This is a genomic window from Vibrio splendidus (assembly GCF_001557875.1).
Taxonomy (GTDB): domain Bacteria; phylum Pseudomonadota; class Gammaproteobacteria; order Enterobacterales; family Vibrionaceae; genus Vibrio; species Vibrio splendidus_F.
Genome location: NZ_LNRF01000001.1, coordinates 1,079,387 through 1,097,479, shown reverse-complemented (window position 1 = coordinate 1,097,479; position 18,093 = coordinate 1,079,387). Strand labels below are relative to the sequence as shown.

Genomic DNA, 18,093 nt, shown 5'->3' with positions numbered 1-18,093 from the left:
ATGGGACGTTATATTTGGGGAACGCTCGTCTATTGCTTTCTATGCACACAGGCGTTGGGCATAACACTGTTTCCAACCGTCATCGAGCTCAACACAGATCACAGAGCAACGTCGCAGCTAGTTGTGACTAACAACTCAACACAAGCTCTCCCACTTGAAGCTAACGTTCGTCGATTAAAATTCTTATCTGATGGTACATTCGAGACATCGGAGCTAGCGAGTGAAGAGGTGTTTGTGTTTCCACCAGCCGCGATGTTAGCCCCCGGAGAACGCCAAGTATTCCGTATACAATGGTTGGGAAATAGAACACTCGAAACCTCTCAAAGTTATTTCATTCGTTTCAGTACCGTGAATATTGGACAGAACAACGCGAGAACAGATAAACCCATCGGTTTAACCACCGGTATCAACTTACAAGTTCACTACAATGCGTTGCTGCACATTCACTCATCGTCGTTAGAGCCTGACGTGAAATTGCGCATAGATGAACAAGGCAAGCTAACACTCACTAATTCAGGATCGCGATTTACCTATACGTCGTTACTTCACTTTACAGGACTCGAATCTCAGAGCCAAAGAGTACATGAGGCTTTAGGTGAGCAGTTTATTCCACCACGCTCCACTATTACTTTCCCTTCTTCTTTAAATTACTTACCAATAGGCACTTACCATGGGCATGAAAACTGAAACCCATCACAAGATGTGGCACGTTTTATATGTCTTGGGATTAGTACTTTTTTATTGTGCCGCCTTAAGCCCCGCAGCTTGGGGCAAGAAAATGGTCTTGAACCCAACAGGGCGAGATATTCAACTTACCTCTTTGCTAAGGATAAGTGACACCATACTGGGGGAAGCAGACATTATCATTACCGCAAACAACGAAATTTTGTTACCGAAGGAAAGCACGCTTTCTCTCCTTTCATCCGTCGTAACTCAAGAAGGTATTGGGAAACTCAATGACACGACAGACGATAAGATGCTGTCGCAGCACGATTTTGAGAGCGTAGGATTAGGCCTTAGTTTCGATTTCTCTTCATTAGAATGCATCGTGACGGTACCGCCTGAACTTAGCTTAACCCAGCAACTATCTATGAACGGCGCAGATGATTTCTATAACTATGCTGAGCCAAGTTTGTTTAGTGGGTACGTTAACTTTGCCCTTTCCGCCAATGAGAGCCAATATGTCGATCAGAATTCGTCAAGACAGGACCTCTATCGCAGTCAGTTTGACTCAGCACTCAACATTGGTTTTCTAAACTTTGAATATGAATCCTATTTAGAAAACAGCTCATCACAAGATTCGCGCTACGTAAGAGAAGGGTCTCGTCTTAATATTGACTTTGCCGAACAAGGCACACGACTTGTGCTCGGCGATATGTATAACAGTGGTCAATCTTTTCAGGACAGTACCGACATACTTGGTATTGGCTTAACTCGAGATTTCACTCTCATTCCAACCAGAAATGCACGACCACGAGCCAATCAAACATTCACACTCCAACGCGCTTCAAATGTCGATGTCTATATAGATGGGATCGCAGTCCAAAGATTAACTTTAGGCGCTGGTAGCTATAACCTTAGTGATATCCCCCTGGCGCAAGGTAGCAATGATATTGTACTCGTCATCACCGATCGCTCCGGGAATGAAGAACGTATCGAGTTTTCTATTGCAACCGGTAACGACTTGCTCAATAGCGGTGAGTTTGAATATAGCATCATGTATGGAGCGCCTTCTGAATTACAAAATGGACAACTAGAGTACCTAACCGACGAACGTATTCTCCATGGTTATATCGCTGTGGGTATTAGCCCCTGGTTAACGTTGGGCACTAACCTTCAAAGCCGTGAAGATCTTTATCAATATGGTGCCACCGCGTTATTCGCTTCTACATGGGGCGTCACTGAACTCACTGCCTCTCGTAGCGAACACCCTACATTTGGAACTGGCGACGCTTACAAATTTGCGTTCGATGCGGAGTTTTCCAATACGAACACGCTGTCCCCACAACTGAGTTTCAGTTATGAATATCTGGCCAACAATTTTACTGGGGTTTCAGGGTTTGATGCTTCCGATATCGATATCAACTTAACCACTCATTATGTCTCCGCATTCAGCTCCATTTATCTTGGTCAGTCCTTACGTGCCGCCATTACGCTCAATTATCGTTCAGGAGTAGACAAAGAGAACGATTATTGGGTGATTAGCCCGAGTTTATCGGACGGACTGTTTGATACACCCGCCACCTGGAGCGCACGCGTTAACTATCGGAACAACGCAACCGAAGACGATGATATCAGCACGACAGTCACCGTTAGCTGGCCTCTTAGTCGACAAACTCGTGTCGTCGGTCGATACACCACAGAACTCAATGAAGCCGCCTTAGATTACAGCTATCAAAATAATATTGGTAACACAGGAGGGGTGTCGGCGTTTGCGAGTGTCATTAATAACGAAGAAACGGATGCTGATATGGATGCCGGAATTAACTACACGGCAAACCACTATGAGTTGAATGCGACCCACGCTTCACGGCTTGAAGATATTAGTGGTGAAACACGAAACCACAGTACCGACGTGACTATTAATAGTTCACTTGCTTTTGCTGGTTCATCTGTGGCAATCGGCAGACCAGTACGCGAAGCATTTGCGATTGTCACCAAACATAAGAGCCTTAAAGAGAATGACGTGGCTATCGATCCCACAAAAGATGGTCAGTACGCACGCGTTTATCTTAAAGGAGATGCAAGTGCTTTGGTCCCAGACCTTGTTGCTTATAATGGCCAATTAGTCAGTTACGAGGTCGATAACTTGCCGCCAGGGTATGACTTAGGCGACGGCGCTTTTTGGATTAAGCCGGGTTATAAACGGGGCTTCCAACTCCAGATTGGATCTGATGCTGTATTAACCGTTATTGGTAAGCTATTCGATCGTCAAAGTAGCAACCCTATTTCACTTGTCGCTGGTGTAGCACATTACCTTGGTGAGGCAAAACAGTTGCCAATTGACTTCTTTACCAACCGTAACGGCATATTTGCTATCTCTGGATTAAAGCCAGGTAAATATCAATTGGTACTAGACACTAAAGAGCAAGAGTCAGCCATCATTTCCCTGAGTGAACGCAGTGACAATTTGATAAGACTAGGAGATGTGTATGTTGAATAAGCAAGTACGTTGGGGATCCTTGTTCCTCTTCGCCATAAACCACCTGCCTTATGCATTTGCGTGTGAAGCTAATGCGTTGACTATTCAACCCGTCTCATCGAAATCACAATATGATGTTTTCAGCGCAGGCACATTCGCAACAATAAACACTTACCGAATAGATGCGAACATAATTGGCGAACCATGCGAGTTAACCTTAATTTTGCAGCTTAACGATACAAGTCGCTCGTTAAAAGGGGCAAACCAAGACAAACTCAACTTTGAGTGGAGTGGACAGATTGGCATGCCGGTGGCTAATCAATGGCACTTATCATTAACCGATAGCCGCCCTTCGGCAACGATACAAATGCGCTTCCCAAGTAAACAATGGTTAGCATCAGGAACCTATCGGGGGTTATTGGAAGTCTCGCCTTCTTATACCTCTGATAGTAAACAAGTAGAAATTAGCCCTAGCTCCATCCCGGTATCGGTTAACGTTCCGCCTGCTGCGAAAATTCATTTTTATGGATTAACCCAACAACATTATGACCTTGATCTAGGGACATTATATTCAAACAAGATTATTCGCTCTGCACCTAACCTATGGGTTCAAAGCAATACAACTTATACCATCGTATTCGAATCATCCCATCAAGGAATGCTACGTCATGAATCTAATGAGACTAAGTGGGATATTCCATACCAACTTTCCCTCGATAGCGACAGAATAAATCTTGAGCAACTGGATGCGCGAATTCAACGTCTTTCCGCAACGATTGGTCAACCTATTCCTTTGAATTTTGTCATTGGTGAAACAGAGAACAAACCAGGAGGGAAATATGACGATACATTACAAATTTCTATTGAACCTCGACTTTCACAGCAACCATAATTATGCAATTATGTAAAAACTAAGCCGCAGAGCTCAATTTTATAAAACACAACGTCATAGAATCAAAACTTGATTTACCAGGCTCGGGATAAGTTATGCATAGAAATAATTTAAAGCACATGCTCCTAATTGGTGACAACGGTATTAACAACCAGTTTATTCAGCGCGAAATAGAAAAATACAGTGGCTTTTCTTTTAGCAGAGAATGTTTGGCAAGCATTGGGCGCTCGAGTAACCATAAAACTTTCGATGTCGTCCTTATTAGCTACTTACTCTTGGCAAATATCGAAGATATCAACATCATCTTATCAAGAATAGAATCCAATAAATGGGTAGTCTATGATGTTCCTGCAGACATTACCGGACAGAGTATTACCGTAGTACAGCTATTCAACTTGTTTAATATAAAGGGGATCATCTATCAGGACGCACCTATTGATCATCTTACCCGTTGTTTAAAAACAGTGTGTGATGACGATTTGTGGTTACCGAGAAAGTTAATGTCACATATTTTATCTAATAGACACGATTACACTTTTAAGTCGAAAGTAATACTATCTAGCCTTACAAAAAGAGAAGTTCAAATATTCAAACGGGTGATTAGAGGAGATTCAAATTTAGAAATATCAAACGAACTGTTTATTTCAGAAAGTACGGTAAAAACACACGTATACAACATATATAAAAAAATAAACGTCAGTAACCGAAAAGAAGCAATAAGAAAAGCAAATTTTATCAATAGTTTAGAGAACATTATACAACCAGACATGAAATTCAAAATATGAATATTCATTTCAATACACCTTTTCACGCTATAGGTTTATTTTAGAGTTAGTAGGTATGGATTACTAATTTGCGTTAAGAATATTGATAATGCGGCGGTTTTTGTTCTGAGAGATTTACGTGCTATTCGTTGCTGTGGCTCGTTCTATTGGCCACGACAATCCTGCCCCTAAAATGGCTTTTAGAGTGGCTCGTAGGCACGATGGAGTAGCTGACGCACCTCACCGTCAAAGGCTCAATAAGAACTGGAAACAAATTACAGTACAACTTCATTTCAAAGCTTGGTCCCCGCTCCCCTTAGTAGTTTTCTATACTAAAACTCAACAATAGCCGATCTCAGAAAACCTAGACCTCCCTGCACTCTTCTCGTCGGCGAAAAACTGTTTTCAAAAAGTTTAGGTGCTCCGATTGACTCACGACTTGCCTAAGAAATCACCAATAGCACCATAAACCATATTAAGTGTTCATCTAGAACAAATAATCCTTGAGCTTCCCCTAAGGGGAAGCTTTATTGTCATGCTTTTACTGGAGTAAAACCGTGACTTACCATCCCTTCGCTTTGATCTTGCTTACCCTTTCGCCTAGCCTTCATGCTGCTGATTTTGGCAACTCTGCTCTAGGTAAAATGAAATCTCCAAGCTGTGTGTTTTGCCATAACCCCACCAGCCCATCAACTAATAGCACCTACCCAAACCTTTCAGGTCAAGATCCCCTCTATCTCTTTAATGCAATGAAAGCGTATCAAAACGGAGACAGACAAGGCGACTACGCAGATATGATGCAAGCACAACTAAGTAAGCTCAATGATCAAGATTTGAAAGACATAACCGCATTTTATTCATCTCAAGATAGTGAATAGCTGATGCGTTTAGCATTGCTTAAATGAGACGTCACATCATATTACTTTGATGTGTTTCATTGATATTGTCGAGACAGGAATATCACAAGACTCGAGCTTTCCGACTTTAACATTGCTTCTTCTTTGAGGAAGCTCATAATAGTCAAAACAATAGTTATTAATGTTATCGACTTGTTCTCCCACCGGTAGCAACTTATTTAATTTGGAAATATAACTAGGATGTAGCTTGTATAAATCACTAATGTTTTTTCTGTTAACCATCAACGTATTTCGATTTGTATTCGCGTAGCTTAATATTTTGTTGCCTTTACGGTTTAAATCAAAATCACAGTTACTACAATTCGAAATCTGTGTAAGTATAGTCTCACCACTGTTACTTAAAAACACTTTAACCTTTGTATGATTTGTACTTAACACGCTGTTATTATTACTATTAACCTTAGTATAATCAAAATAGCCAACGGACTCGAAACCTCTATCAATTTCAAATAATCGATGTTCACCATCGGTAGAGATAACGTGCTCATCAACGATCAATGAACCAGAACAACCCACTAATATGAATGAAAACAATAGGTAAACCGTAGCTTTAAATTTCATAATTAACTCCATAATTATTTTTCAAAACCCTATAAGCAGAGGATTCCATAACTCATGTATTAGATGAAAATTAATAAAAAGCCCCAATATTCAATTGGGACTTACTCTCTGAAGGATGAATTAAGATGCTGCATTATCCATCAATTCTTTCTCCGTCAGGTATGCTTCAATGATCTTTTCAGCAGAAAGGTCAATATCTTCCATCGAAGTATGGCAACTCAAAACCGAGAACAGCATCGTCTTTAAGCCTTTGTAGCCCGAAGTTGATGGATATAGTGTTCCTTCTTCCTGCAAACGGTGAACAACTCGATCCGTGAGTTCATTGCGGTAGATATCATCACCTTGACCAAATTGAGCTGAGAAACGATTGGATACAACATCGTTCAGAATCGTGATGCCTTCTACTGCAGAAAGTTTTTTCGCCATACGCTGTGCTAGTTCAGTACAACGATCAATGTGCTCAACAATCCCTTCTTTACCTAATGATTTGAACGCTGCATACACCGGAACGCCACGTGCTCTTCTTGATGCAGAAATACCAAAGTTAATTGCGTTTCGATCTGGTTTTTCCATTGCATCGTTAAGGTAGTCACCCATATTACTTCCACCCATTGCCTTAGATAGCGCAGCGGCGTCTTTTACGATGATCATTCCACTGTCATACGGCATGTTGAACCATTTATGGCCATCCGTATCAATAGAATCTGCTCTCTCAATCCCTTTCAACAGGTATTTTTGTTTATCACTAGCTGCTGCCCATAAACCAATTGCACCATCTACGTGTAGCCATGCATTACCATGCGCTTCTACGGCATCAGCCAGTTCATTAAATGGGTCGAATGCACCTGAATCAATACAGCCAGCCTGTGCGCAAACGAGAGTTGGACCTTCTAGCGCAGAAATAGTCGCTTTGAGGTTGTCTGGAATTATGCGTAAGTTATCGTCTGTTGGCACTTTGACGATTGTTTCTAGACCGATACCAATCATTGACAGTGCGCGCTTTATCGTTGAGTGGATTTGGTCACTGACAACAACGTTAATACGAGGAGCTCCAAACAAGCCTTTGGTGACTACATCCCAACCAGCACGTTCAAGCAGTGTATTGCGGGCGGTTATCAAACCGGTGTATATAGCTTCTTGCGCACCAGAAGTGAAACCTACCGCCGTACCTTGATTTAAACCTAATAGCTCAACCATCCACTCTGCCGCTGTTTCTTCAACAACAGACATAGCAGGGCTAGAAACGTAATAAGGCACATTTTGGTCCCAAGCACTCACTAGCCAATCTGCTGCTAGTGAAGCAGGAAATGAACTGCCAATCGCGTACCCAAAGAAACGTGCACCACCAGAAGCCATTAAACCAGCATCGACATTCTTTACCATTTCATCAATCACTTGTGATGGGTCTGTTGGTCGCAATGGTAAGTCTCCGCCGATAGATTCACGTAAAGCTTGTGAGGTTGTACCTTTCTCTACCGGTCTATCTGCTAAAGATTCTAGGTAAGACACTGCATGTTTCAGAGAGCTTTCAAGTGGTAAGCGATATTCATTAAAACGGTGTGACATGATGATTCCTCTATTTGTTGTCTACCCAATAATGTTATTGGATCTGGGCTTTGAGGAATTGTCATATCACGCCACGCGAATACGATTTACTAAAGTTCTTATGGCAAGAAAAAGAAAGCAAAGTGTCACTTCTAAAAATAAGATATCGAGTATTGAATCAAATATAACGCTTCCCCATAAACACCAACCTATAAGCACTGATGTCTACTGCGGAACTGTGAGGGAGTAAAACCGGTTTTGCGTTTAAAGAAACGAGTGAAGTTAGCAGACTCACCATAGCCGATATTGGTAGCTATTGACGTTATTGAGTCGTCCGAGTGCTTCAGTCGAACCTGAGCCTCATTTAAAATAAGATCATCTAACACTTCGCGATAAGTTAAACTTGCGCCGAGTAAGCGCCTCTGGATAGTCCTAGGACTCATTCCCAATATGTTCGCAGCCGTTGATATAGGTAACTTTCCCATCGACAAGTATGGTTGCATGGCATATTTGAATGAGCACAAAAAATCACTAGGGATACCTTCTCGATCTGTGAGTACTCTTCGTTCTGACTTTTTTAGTGAGTTAACTTTCTGATTCAAAAGTTCGTTATTTAGGCGAATACCTGTGACTGAACGGAGTGTGAAAAACTGAACATGTGCTAACTTTGAACATTCAAAAAAGCACTCCGTATGTGGGCTAACAATTGTCACATACTTTTCTTTGCTGTTTTGTTTTGTCAAAGCTGTTACCAACTCATCCAGAAAAATGATCGAAAATATCTCGGCGTACTTAAACCAGTCTTGTGTAGCGCCCTCTTTTTCACGAACTAACCAGTAACAATCATTATGGAGCTTTAAAGATATTCTAACTCCGCTTGAGTAATATCGAATGATTTCACAGAATTCTTCTAGTGCTTCTTTTACAGTGCCCTCCCTTGCTTTAACCAAATGAGCAATCACGCCAGGTATATAGGTGTTCTTACACATTAACCAAACACGAGTCACAAATGTATCCAGCGAAACACTTTCACCAAACATTCTGATGATGTTCAGTAAAACAGTCTCAGGTATAAACGGGAATTCACATGTTTGTATGTCAACAGGTGCTTTAACACCAGTAATCAAAGAATGGACATTAATATCTTTTTCACTAAAGAGTTCAGCTAGATCATGAATACAATCTGTGCGAACAAGTGGTACTCCTCTATTCATATGCTTTCACCTTCCGACCTTATTCACTTCACGTTGATATGTTGAAAATCCTGCCTAAGAATTAGAAAGCCCCTTATTAGTAAATTGAATAAGGGGCTAAATGCATACTATTTAGTTGTACTGAATATAAAGCATCTTTCTTAGGCTATTGCATCGATTCTTATCCAGAGGATCCCCTAAATACTCGCCTTCTTCTGCTGCCGTTTTCATTAATAACGCTCGTCACTAGGTAGATCTCGATACTTGTCATAGGTTTTGATTTTTAGAATTTTGTATTTCGAATTTTGGCTAGGGTCAGAAAAGTTATCGTAGCAGTAATTCATAGCACCTGAGTTTGCGCCAATCTTACTGGCATCTGTGATTGCATACGCGTTGGCAGTCAACACAATCATAGATAACGCGAGAGTCTTTATCAGTTTCATATCCAGTTCCATTTAACGTTGGTCTTATATTAATTGCAGTTATCAAGCCATTAAATTGACAGCAAATAATATTCAAAAATTGATGCTAATCATTCATCTGACGCCATGCTAGCCATTTGGCGACACATCAAAAATAACTACTTTAATTTATACCGATTGGACTCTGCCCGAGGATACATTTCAATTTCATCACGCCAATAAAAATTTCAATGTCACGATATGGCCATTAAATCAAGATATTTGATCTTATGTTCATCTTAAAAACAGTTCACTATCTCATTAATAACCTGATGGTTCATTGATGGGAGTAGAACACCTAAATCCCTACATATCAGAACCTTAAGTTGAGAGCCTCGCATGTCAGAAATAAAACAAATCGACACCGAAACGCAAAAAAAGAAACCAATCAATAAAGTAAAAATAACAACAAACAGCTTATTGGCATTCACCATCCTTTCCATCGGCATCGCTGTAGTTTCAGACAGAATTATTCCAACTACCGACAACGTTAGGGTTGAAGGCAACGTCATTTCCTTAAAACCACAAGTATCAGGACAAATAGAGAGAATTAATATTACTGCAAACACTAAAGTTGAGAAAAATGACGTGTTACTCAAAATTGTCTCTACCGACTATGAGATAGCCGTTAAACAAGCAGAAGCAAAATTGAAGATAGCCGGACAGCAAGTTGGGGCGCAAATGGCCAGTATTATTTCCGCTCAAGCACAACTCACAACATCGTTAGTTGCACAACAAAATGCTCGGCGTCAGGGTCAACGAGTATTGGCTATGGCAGACAAAGGGGTCGTATCAAAGTCTGATGCCGATACAACACGTGCCACGATTGATAAAGCTAATGCTGAAGTCATGAACGCTCACGCTAATCTAGAAAAAGCCAAAGCTCAAGTGGGTTCTGAGGGAGAGGAAAATGCACAAATACAATCAGCACTACTTGAGTTACAAAAAGCCCAATTGGACTTATCACGCACAACCCTAGCAGCGCCTTCAGATGGTGCGGTAACCAACTTGAGCTTATCAGAAGGTTCTTACGCTTCTTCAGGCTCTCCATTGGTCACCTTCGTCGAAAGCGACAATTTATGGCTTGAAGCTTATTTTAGAGAAAATAGTCTCGGTAACATAAAACCAGGCGATGACGTTGAAATTGCATTAGATCTTGCTCCAGGCACGACATTCAAAGGCACAGTTTCTTCAATCGACTTGGGGGTCACATGGGGTAAAAACGAACAACTTGGCGACCTTGCGAATGTACAAAACCAAAATGGATGGTTAAGAGACACACAACGTATTCCAGTTACGATTAAAATAAACGAGCCATCGGCGATCCATTCAATGCGAATTGGAGGCCAAGCAGATGTCATCGTTTATACTGGCGAAAACACTCTATTTAACCTGCTTGGAAAAACCTGGATTAATGTAGTGAGCTTGTTCTCTTATGTTCGATAAAATAGATCAAGCACAAGAACGTAGGATTTTTCGCTACGTCACGACAGTCGGCTTAGCAACATTCCTTGCACTATGGTTTAGCTGGCCATTAGCTTTTTGTACGCCACTTCTGACCGCAAAATTTATCGCTGATAAGCCTCAATTTCATATTCTCCATGTCAAACAGTTGGCCTACGCGCTTCTATCCACCGCTGCTATTGGATTCGCAGTATCAACAGGGCTACCTGAGTATAAAATTGCCTTTCTTTCTACACTCACACTCGGGATGCTTTGGGCATACTATTTGTTTACCGACCCTAAATGGGTCATGTTCGCAACATTCTTAATGATCGAACTGATATTACTTCCATCTATAACGATAATCGATCAAGCATCCGCGCTTAATGTAGGAATCGGTTTTGCGTTTTCAGGCACTTTGGCCGTCGCTTTGTACGCCCTTTCGCACGTTTATTTTCCAGAAGAAGAGAAGACGGACTTTGAAGGGTTTCCCGCATCCCCACTGACCAAAGAAATGCGGTGGACAGCCGCTGTGCGCGCATGGGTGATTTCGTTTCCGCTCGTATGCTTTTACTTCTATTTTCAACTTTCTCAGATACTACTTACCGTTGCATTTGTAATGTTATTATCGTTAATGGCAAGCAGTGAAACGTCCGGTAAGACCGCGTTATTTTTCACAGCAAGTAACATCCTCGCAGGCCTAATTACATTCGTCGCTTTTCTCATCATATCTTTAGCACCGAATATGTATGTATATATGATGGTTGTACTCAGTATCATTACGCTTTTCGGAATAAAGATTTATACCGAACCACAAAAGGCGCCTATATATATTACGGCCTTTACCGGGTTCAATGTACTTATGGGAACATCAATAAGCAGCGGCGCATTGGATGACAAATTCTACGTTCGTATTTTCCAGCTATTTTTAGTCTTACTATACATGGTATTTATGACCTATTTCTTAGAGTCTCGATCTAGGAAATAACCCGTCAAACCAGAACTGTCAGTCGTTCGTACAATCTCATCCATTGTTACTAAGAGTTGTTAAATGGCAGGGAAACTCCTGCCATATCTAGTCAGGCGACATCCATAGCTCCGAGGTAACACTGTAAAGACATGGCTTCAGGTACAACATAGCGCTTTACACGCCCTAGCGAACCCTTACAATGTGCAGCAAATATATTTATCAAGGTTTGTCTCTATGTCTATTCAATGGTTTCCGGGTCACATGCATAAAGCCCGCAAAGAAATCGAAGAAGTTATCCCACAAGTTGATGTGATCATCGAAGTATTGGACGCTCGTATCCCGTTCAGTAGCGAAAACCCAATGATCTCTTCACTGCGCGGCGATAAGCCTTGTGTAAAAGTGTTGAACAAGCGTGACCTTGCAGACCCTGAACTGACTCAACGTTGGATTGAGCACTTCGAGAAAGAGCAAGGCGTTAAAGCGATTGCGATTACTACTAGCGTAAAAGAAGAAGTTAACCACGTTATGGAGCTAGTACGCAAGCTGGCGCCACACCGTGAACAGATGGGCAAGAACATTCGTACAATGATCATGGGTATCCCTAACGTAGGCAAATCGACGATCATCAACTGCTTGGCTGGACGTACGATTGCGGTTACAGGTAACCAACCTGCGGTAACTCGTCGCCAACAACGTATCAACCTACAAAATGGCGTGATTCTTTCTGACACTCCTGGAATCCTTTGGCCTAAAGTAGAAAACCCACACAGTGGCTTCCGCTTGGCTGCAACAGGTGCTGTAAAAGATACGGCAATGGAATACGATGAAGTGGCATTCTACACAGTAGAATACCTAGCAAAGCAGTACCCTAACCTTTTGCAAGAACGTTACCAAATTGAAGAGCTGCCAGAGTCTGACATCGAATTGATGGAAGCAATTGGTCGTAAGCGTGGTGCACTACGTGCCGGTGGTCATATCGACATTCACAAATGTTCGGAAATCCTACTTCACGAATTGCGTAACGGCACTTTAGGTAAGGTAACACTTGAGCTACCTGAAATGATCACACAAGAGCTGATCGAAGTTGAAGAAGCGGCTGCGCTGAAAGCCGAACAACAGATTAAGAAAAAAGAAGAGCGTCGTAAGCGCTACTTGAAGAACAAGCGTTAATCGCTATTAGTTTTTATTAATCTACTTTAGTTTCTGTTTACCACTCTTACACCAGCCTCTAAGATATTCACGTTCTATCGATAATAGAGCGTGAGTATTGCGTGTTACCGTTTGTTGATCTAGCTAACATACTGACAAATCTATAGAAACGGCCGTTTACAATCCCAAAGACTGTGACATACTACGCAAATTATTGTGTATCAATCTCGGCTAATTTCTCAATGCGCTCTTATTCTGGGTTCAAGAATCAAAGATTTAAAACCTATTTCGATAATGAAATTTATTTGCCGTACATAAATTTCATCTACATCCCAATCTCAATATTCTGTGCTTTCATCATCACCGACTACATCCACTTTGGTAGCGAGTGCATTACACCTATCATATTCCGAGTCATACTTTTTCTATTGATGATGGCTGTTGCCAGATACTGCATTACAAACAAACCCAACGTTTTGGAACTCGTAGAAAGCACTTTCCTTGTAATTAGCTCACTTTTCTTGGTCTATGTCGGTCGACTTGCTATTGAGCTGAACAACTTCGATTACCAAGGCGGTATCATTTTAGTGATGATCTACATTGGTACGTTTTCAAGGTTGTCAGCCAAGTACAGTATCTCTACCCTGTCGTTTATCTTTTTGGCTTATCTCATCGGCCTTGCACCACTGCTTTATGAAGCCGAGCCAAAGCATGAGATCGAAACAATTTCTGTTTATATTTCGGCTTACATCCTAATCTCAGCGGCCTGTATAAGACGTGATTTAGAAGTACACAAACGTTTCGCTCAATCCGAGCAACTGCGTAAACAAGCGATTCAGCTTCGCAAACAATCCAATATGTTTGAGGCGCTTTCTTATCAAGACGCGCTAACGGGCTGCTACAACCGCCTTTATCTTCATCAGGTGATAGAACCGAGCATAAACCGTCAGCTATCCATTACATCGATCATGATAGATATTGATCATTTCAAACTGATTAACGACACCTACGGCCACCAAATGGGCGATATGGTGATCAAAGAATTGGCCGATGAAATTCAAAAACGACTACCGACCAGTAGTAACTGCTTTCGATACGGTGGTGAAGAGTTTTTGGTGATGGTTCAAGGAGAAACCGAGGCTTCAATTAAATCGCTAGTTAATTCCCTTTTAGAATCCCCTTCTCGCCTTAGGTTAGAAGTAACGATTTCAATCGGTGTGAAACATGCACCGCAGGCCCTTGGTTCTGTAGAGCAACTTATCGACGACGCCGACCAAGCACTCTACATTTCGAAGAAAGGCGGTAGGAATAAGATCACATGGTGTGATTAATCGCCCAGTATTTCACGCGTCTTAGCGAATCATTAAAACGGCCACGAATCCAATCAAAAAAGCCCCGAACAATTTAATGCTCGGGGCTTTTGTCTTTGTTCTTCGACTTTAAAGTAACTTCGGTCAGAAGTTGTTAATTAGCAAAAAACCAGTATTAAACAAGAATCAACTAAGAATACACGACGCTTGCTGTTTTCTGTTCAAGTTCAACAGGAGAGTTCCAAGAAATCACTTTCTCGTTCACTTGGCTACCGCATGGTGCGTTCCAAACTTGCTCAAGTTCTTCTTTGCCGCCAATCGCCTCATAAAAAGCTATCGCTTGGTGGTTCTCAGACATCACCTCTAGGTAAAGCCCTGAGTCCGAATAGTATTGCTGCAACCATTTCGATAATTCAGACAGTAGACGCTTACCAATACCTCTACCGCGATAATTATTGTCTACATGTAACGCATCAATGAACGTGCCACGCTCAAAGTTGTGATTACCAAACGCGCAGACGAAACCAACCAGTAAACCGCCTTCTTCAAGCAATAAAACATGTTGGTTGAAAGGAGGATTAATCAAACGAGTCTGCCAAATAACAGATCTGTCCTCCAAAACATCATTCTCTAAGTAATCATCAGCAAGAATGCCGCGGTAATATAGCTTCCAGCTATCCGCATGTAATTGGGCAATCCGCTCATAATCTTTATATTCAGCTACCTTAATTTCCATTTATTAGCCCTTAGTACTTCCATTTATGACTTGCTACTACATTTCACACTACCTTTATACAATATTTAAGTAAAACATACTAATACACGTTTACACTTTCAATCTTGACTTACACGTGTACGCTGATATTCTAGCGCACAGATGTAAGCCCAATGGAAATTTGCTAATGAATAGTGCCGATAACCCATCAACAAAAAAGCCGCCATTAATCTGGCTCAATATTTTTATATTCTCTTTTAGTATGCTGCTTGCTGTTGTTGCGGCCCCTGTTTATGGCTACTTTTTTGGCTATGGTATGGAGCACTGGATATGGCTAGCGATCTGTTTTACGTTCTGTAACCTTTCAATCACGACAGGTTATCACCGTTTATGGTCACACAAAGCTTTTGAAGCGCATTCAAGCCTAAGATTCTTATTTGCATTAGGTGGTGCATTTGCCCTGCAGAACAGCGCGCTACACTGGTCTTCTGATCATCGAGTACACCACAAGCATGTCGATAACAATGACAAAGACCCATACTCTGCAAAACGAGGGTTTTGGTACTCACACATAGGCTGGATGATTCGTAATTACAGTACCTCAATGTATGAAAACTATGAAAACTGCCGTGATCTTAAAAAAGACAAGATTGTTATGTGGCAGCACAAGCACTATGTTCTGTTGGCATTGCTGATGAACTTCGGTGTTCCTATCGCTTTAGGTGTTATTTACGGTGACGTGCTTGGCATGTTGTTAATCGTAGGTGCTGTTCGTTTGGTACTTAACCACCACACGACATTCTTCATCAACTCCCTTGCTCACATCTGGGGTAGCCAACCTTTTACTGACAAAAACACAGCCCGTGATAACGGTGTGTTAGCAGTTCTTACTTTTGGCGAAGGCTACCATAACTTCCACCACATCTTTGAGAACGACTACCGTAACGGAATTTACTGGTGGCAATACGATCCAACAAAGTGGTTGATCAAGAGTGCTTCGCTGATGGGACTGGCAAGTAAGCTAAAGAAAACCCCTCAAGCTCGTATCGAGAAAGCCGAAGCGTCTATGCTACTTAAACGCACGCAGCAAAAAATTATGCACCGTGCCGACAAGCAACAAATCGCAGACAAGCTTCAGCAAGAGTTCGATGCTCTAGTATCAAACATGAACGAGTACTACGAAGTCAAAAAGCAGCTACTTGAAAGTAAACGTGAAGATGTTGTGAAGAAGTACGAACACTCAGTTCTTAAAGTTCGTTACCAGCAAATCAAAATGAATTTCGAACAACAGAAGAAAAATTGGGCGATGACAGTGGAACAATATGCTTAAGGTGGTGTAGTACGCCTAACACACCAATAACAAGTCTGTTTATTTCTCATTCAGAAGCCCTCATCTTGCCATGAGGGCTTTTTTATTTCACAGATCTAATTAAATTCATGAAATTTAAGTATTTATTCTAATAACAGATACTAGTTCCAAATGTCACACTTTTAATGCAACAAGGTGTCAACATATATAATTAGCTGTGACAAATATCACTTACAGAACGATATCCATCCCATAATATGCGCGTCCCAAAATTCTTTCAGCAATTAGCGGACCCATTTTATGAAATTGTTAAAAACATCTATCGCTTTCGCCATCTCTTCTGCACTTTTAATTGGTTGCAGCAACGACACGGATTACGTTCAACCTGAAGAAGTTAAGATCGCTACCTATAACTTGTCATTTGACCGCGCAACCTTTCAAGATCTCGTCACTGAAATGCAAATCGAACCTAGCGTTCAAGCGACGTTGGTGTCCGATTATTTGGACAATACAATTAGCGCCGCTGACAAAGAAAAGGCAGCAAAAGTTATTCAGATCCGCAACGTCGCTGCTGTGATTCAAAAGAATCGTCCTGATGTGCTTATGATGGCTGAGTTTAACAATGACGGAACAGGTGCTGATAAATCAGCGCTTGAAGGTTTTCAAAAAAACTACCTTTCTGTTGCTCAAAGTATTGAAGGTGCAGGTGGCGACACGAACCTAGAGCCAATTTCATACCCATACTTTGAAAGCTATTCTACCAATACAGGTTTACTGAACGAGTTTGGTTTTGATTTAGATAATGATGGTAACGCTGGAACACTGCCAGGAGATGCATGGGGCTTCGGTTTCTACCATGGTCAATACGCGTTTGCTCTGATGTCTAAATATGAGATAGACACTGCCAATACTCGTACATTTCAAGAGTTCAAATGGAAAGATCTTGAAGGAGCAACTATCCCAACAATCACTGTTTGTGATGGTTCAAATACGATCCCTGCAGGCATGAACTGCGGCGATGAATGGTACTCAGCTGAAGAGTGGAAAGAAGTTCGTTTGTCTTCAAAGAACCACGTTGATGCACCAATCCTAATCCCTACCAAAGATGGTACAGAAACCGTTCACTTATTAATGTCACACCCTACTCCACCCGCTTTCGATGTAGGTAAAAACATCCAACAAAACGCAGCAGAAGTCGACTTCTGGCACCAGTACATCCAAAACAAATCATTCATCTATGACGACTCAGGAAAAACTGGCGGCTTAGAGCAAGGTAAACACTTTGTCATGATGGGCGATCAAAACCTAGACCCAGTAGATGGCGACGGTATTAGTTCTGTAATGCAGGACTTGCACAATGATGCATTAGTTAACCAAGATGTCACCAATGGCAGCTTGTACCCAACAAGTTACGGTGCCGCTGAACATGCGGTAGATAAATCATCGTCTCACCCACAGCCGAACCGTATCACTTCGACATTTGGACTTGCTGTAGATTACGCACTACCTTCAGCAACACTTAACATCGTTGATTCTGGTGTTTACTGGGCCGCTTCTTATGAAGAAGGACGTAAGCTATTCAATGACTCACGAATTGGTGATTATGGTAATGGAAAGGATGTTTCTTCAGATCACCGTATGGTTTGGGTCAAGGCTGATTTCAGTAACTAATCCATTCAATTGAGACCTAAGAGGCCCTCATATTACTATGAGGGCTTTTTT

The 18,093-nt window shown here is 41.5% G+C and carries 16 protein-coding genes; 11 read left to right on the top strand and 5 right to left on the bottom strand.

Annotation, left to right across the window (positions count from 1 at the left end; translation table 11 throughout):
• The 5 genes from ATB74_RS04655 to ATB74_RS04630 all read left to right on the top strand — a co-directional run bounded on the left by ATB74_RS04655 (position 1) and on the right by ATB74_RS04630 (position 5,676).
• The gene (locus ATB74_RS04655; protein ID WP_061016873.1) at positions 1-687 is read left to right on the top strand and encodes a fimbria/pilus periplasmic chaperone; all 687 of its coding nucleotides are present in this window, start codon (positions 1-3) and stop codon (positions 685-687) included.
• On the top strand, positions 671-3,163 hold the full coding sequence (locus ATB74_RS04650; RefSeq protein ID WP_244270902.1) for a fimbria/pilus outer membrane usher protein: 2,493 nt from the start codon (positions 671-673) through the stop codon (positions 3,161-3,163). The genes ATB74_RS04655 and ATB74_RS04650 overlap by 17 nt, the downstream gene beginning before the upstream one ends.
• Positions 3,153-4,034 (top strand): hypothetical protein, encoded by an 882-nt coding sequence (locus ATB74_RS04645; protein ID WP_061016871.1) that lies wholly within the window; start codon positions 3,153-3,155, stop codon positions 4,032-4,034. The genes ATB74_RS04650 and ATB74_RS04645 overlap by 11 nt, the downstream gene beginning before the upstream one ends.
• 95 nt (positions 4,035-4,129) lie before the next feature.
• Positions 4,130-4,819 (top strand): helix-turn-helix domain-containing protein, encoded by a 690-nt coding sequence (locus ATB74_RS04640; RefSeq protein ID WP_061016869.1) that lies wholly within the window; start codon positions 4,130-4,132, stop codon positions 4,817-4,819.
• 536 nt (positions 4,820-5,355) lie between these two features.
• The gene (locus ATB74_RS04630) at positions 5,356-5,676 is read left to right on the top strand and encodes a c-type cytochrome (RefSeq protein WP_060981246.1); all 321 of its coding nucleotides are present in this window, start codon (positions 5,356-5,358) and stop codon (positions 5,674-5,676) included.
• A 36-nt stretch (positions 5,677-5,712) separates the two neighbouring features.
• On the opposite strand, the gene ATB74_RS04625 is transcribed toward ATB74_RS04630, so the two are convergent.
• From ATB74_RS04625 to ATB74_RS04610, 4 genes are all read right to left on the bottom strand, one after another.
• Positions 5,713-6,276, bottom strand: coding sequence for a hypothetical protein (locus ATB74_RS04625; RefSeq protein WP_061016865.1), 564 nt, complete (start codon positions 6,274-6,276; stop codon positions 5,713-5,715).
• A 120-nt stretch (positions 6,277-6,396) separates the two neighbouring features.
• Positions 6,397-7,842 (bottom strand): pyridoxal phosphate-dependent decarboxylase family protein, encoded by a 1,446-nt coding sequence (locus tag ATB74_RS04620; protein WP_061016861.1) that lies wholly within the window; start codon positions 7,840-7,842, stop codon positions 6,397-6,399.
• A gap of 188 nt (positions 7,843-8,030) precedes the next feature.
• Positions 8,031-9,035, bottom strand: a complete 1,005-nt coding sequence (locus ATB74_RS04615; protein WP_061016859.1) for a helix-turn-helix domain-containing protein — start codon at positions 9,033-9,035, stop codon at positions 8,031-8,033.
• 209 nt (positions 9,036-9,244) lie between these two features.
• Positions 9,245-9,457 carry a hypothetical protein gene (locus ATB74_RS04610; RefSeq protein ID WP_244270901.1) on the bottom strand — a complete coding sequence of 71 codons (213 nt, stop codon included), beginning with the start codon at positions 9,455-9,457 and terminating at the stop codon, positions 9,245-9,247.
• A gap of 357 nt (positions 9,458-9,814) precedes the next feature.
• Here ATB74_RS04610 and ATB74_RS04605 point away from each other — a divergent pair, with 357 nt between their 5' ends.
• From ATB74_RS04605 to ATB74_RS04590, 4 genes are all read left to right on the top strand, one after another.
• Complete coding sequence (locus tag ATB74_RS04605; RefSeq protein ID WP_061016858.1) at positions 9,815-10,921, top strand: HlyD family secretion protein; 1,107 nt, start codon at positions 9,815-9,817, stop codon at positions 10,919-10,921.
• Positions 10,911-11,906, top strand: a complete 996-nt coding sequence (locus ATB74_RS04600) for a DUF2955 domain-containing protein (RefSeq protein ID WP_061016856.1) — start codon at positions 10,911-10,913, stop codon at positions 11,904-11,906. Before ATB74_RS04605 ends, ATB74_RS04600 begins: the two co-directional genes overlap by 11 nt.
• Positions 11,907-12,122: 216 nt before the next feature.
• Positions 12,123-13,058 (top strand): ribosome biogenesis GTPase YlqF, encoded by a 936-nt coding sequence (gene ylqF, locus ATB74_RS04595; RefSeq protein WP_029405588.1) that lies wholly within the window; start codon positions 12,123-12,125, stop codon positions 13,056-13,058.
• Positions 13,059-13,342: 284 nt separating this feature from the next.
• Positions 13,343-14,368 (top strand): GGDEF domain-containing protein, encoded by a 1,026-nt coding sequence (locus ATB74_RS04590; protein ID WP_081090084.1) that lies wholly within the window; start codon positions 13,343-13,345, stop codon positions 14,366-14,368.
• A 169-nt stretch (positions 14,369-14,537) separates the two neighbouring features.
• Here ATB74_RS04590 and ATB74_RS04585 read toward each other — a convergent pair whose 3' ends face one another.
• Positions 14,538-15,083 carry a GNAT family N-acetyltransferase gene (locus tag ATB74_RS04585; protein ID WP_060981238.1) on the bottom strand — a complete coding sequence of 182 codons (546 nt, stop codon included), beginning with the start codon at positions 15,081-15,083 and terminating at the stop codon, positions 14,538-14,540.
• A gap of 166 nt (positions 15,084-15,249) precedes the next feature.
• Here ATB74_RS04585 and ATB74_RS04580 point away from each other — a divergent pair, with 166 nt between their 5' ends.
• Both ATB74_RS04580 and ATB74_RS04575 read left to right on the top strand, forming a co-directional pair.
• Positions 15,250-16,392, top strand: a complete 1,143-nt coding sequence (locus ATB74_RS04580) for an acyl-CoA desaturase (protein ID WP_061016851.1) — start codon at positions 15,250-15,252, stop codon at positions 16,390-16,392.
• 279 nt (positions 16,393-16,671) lie between these two features.
• A complete protein-coding gene (locus ATB74_RS04575; RefSeq protein ID WP_061016849.1) occupies positions 16,672-18,042 on the top strand; it encodes an endonuclease/exonuclease/phosphatase family protein in 1,371 nt (456 codons plus the stop codon).
• The last annotated feature ends 51 nt before the right edge of the window (positions 18,043-18,093 follow it).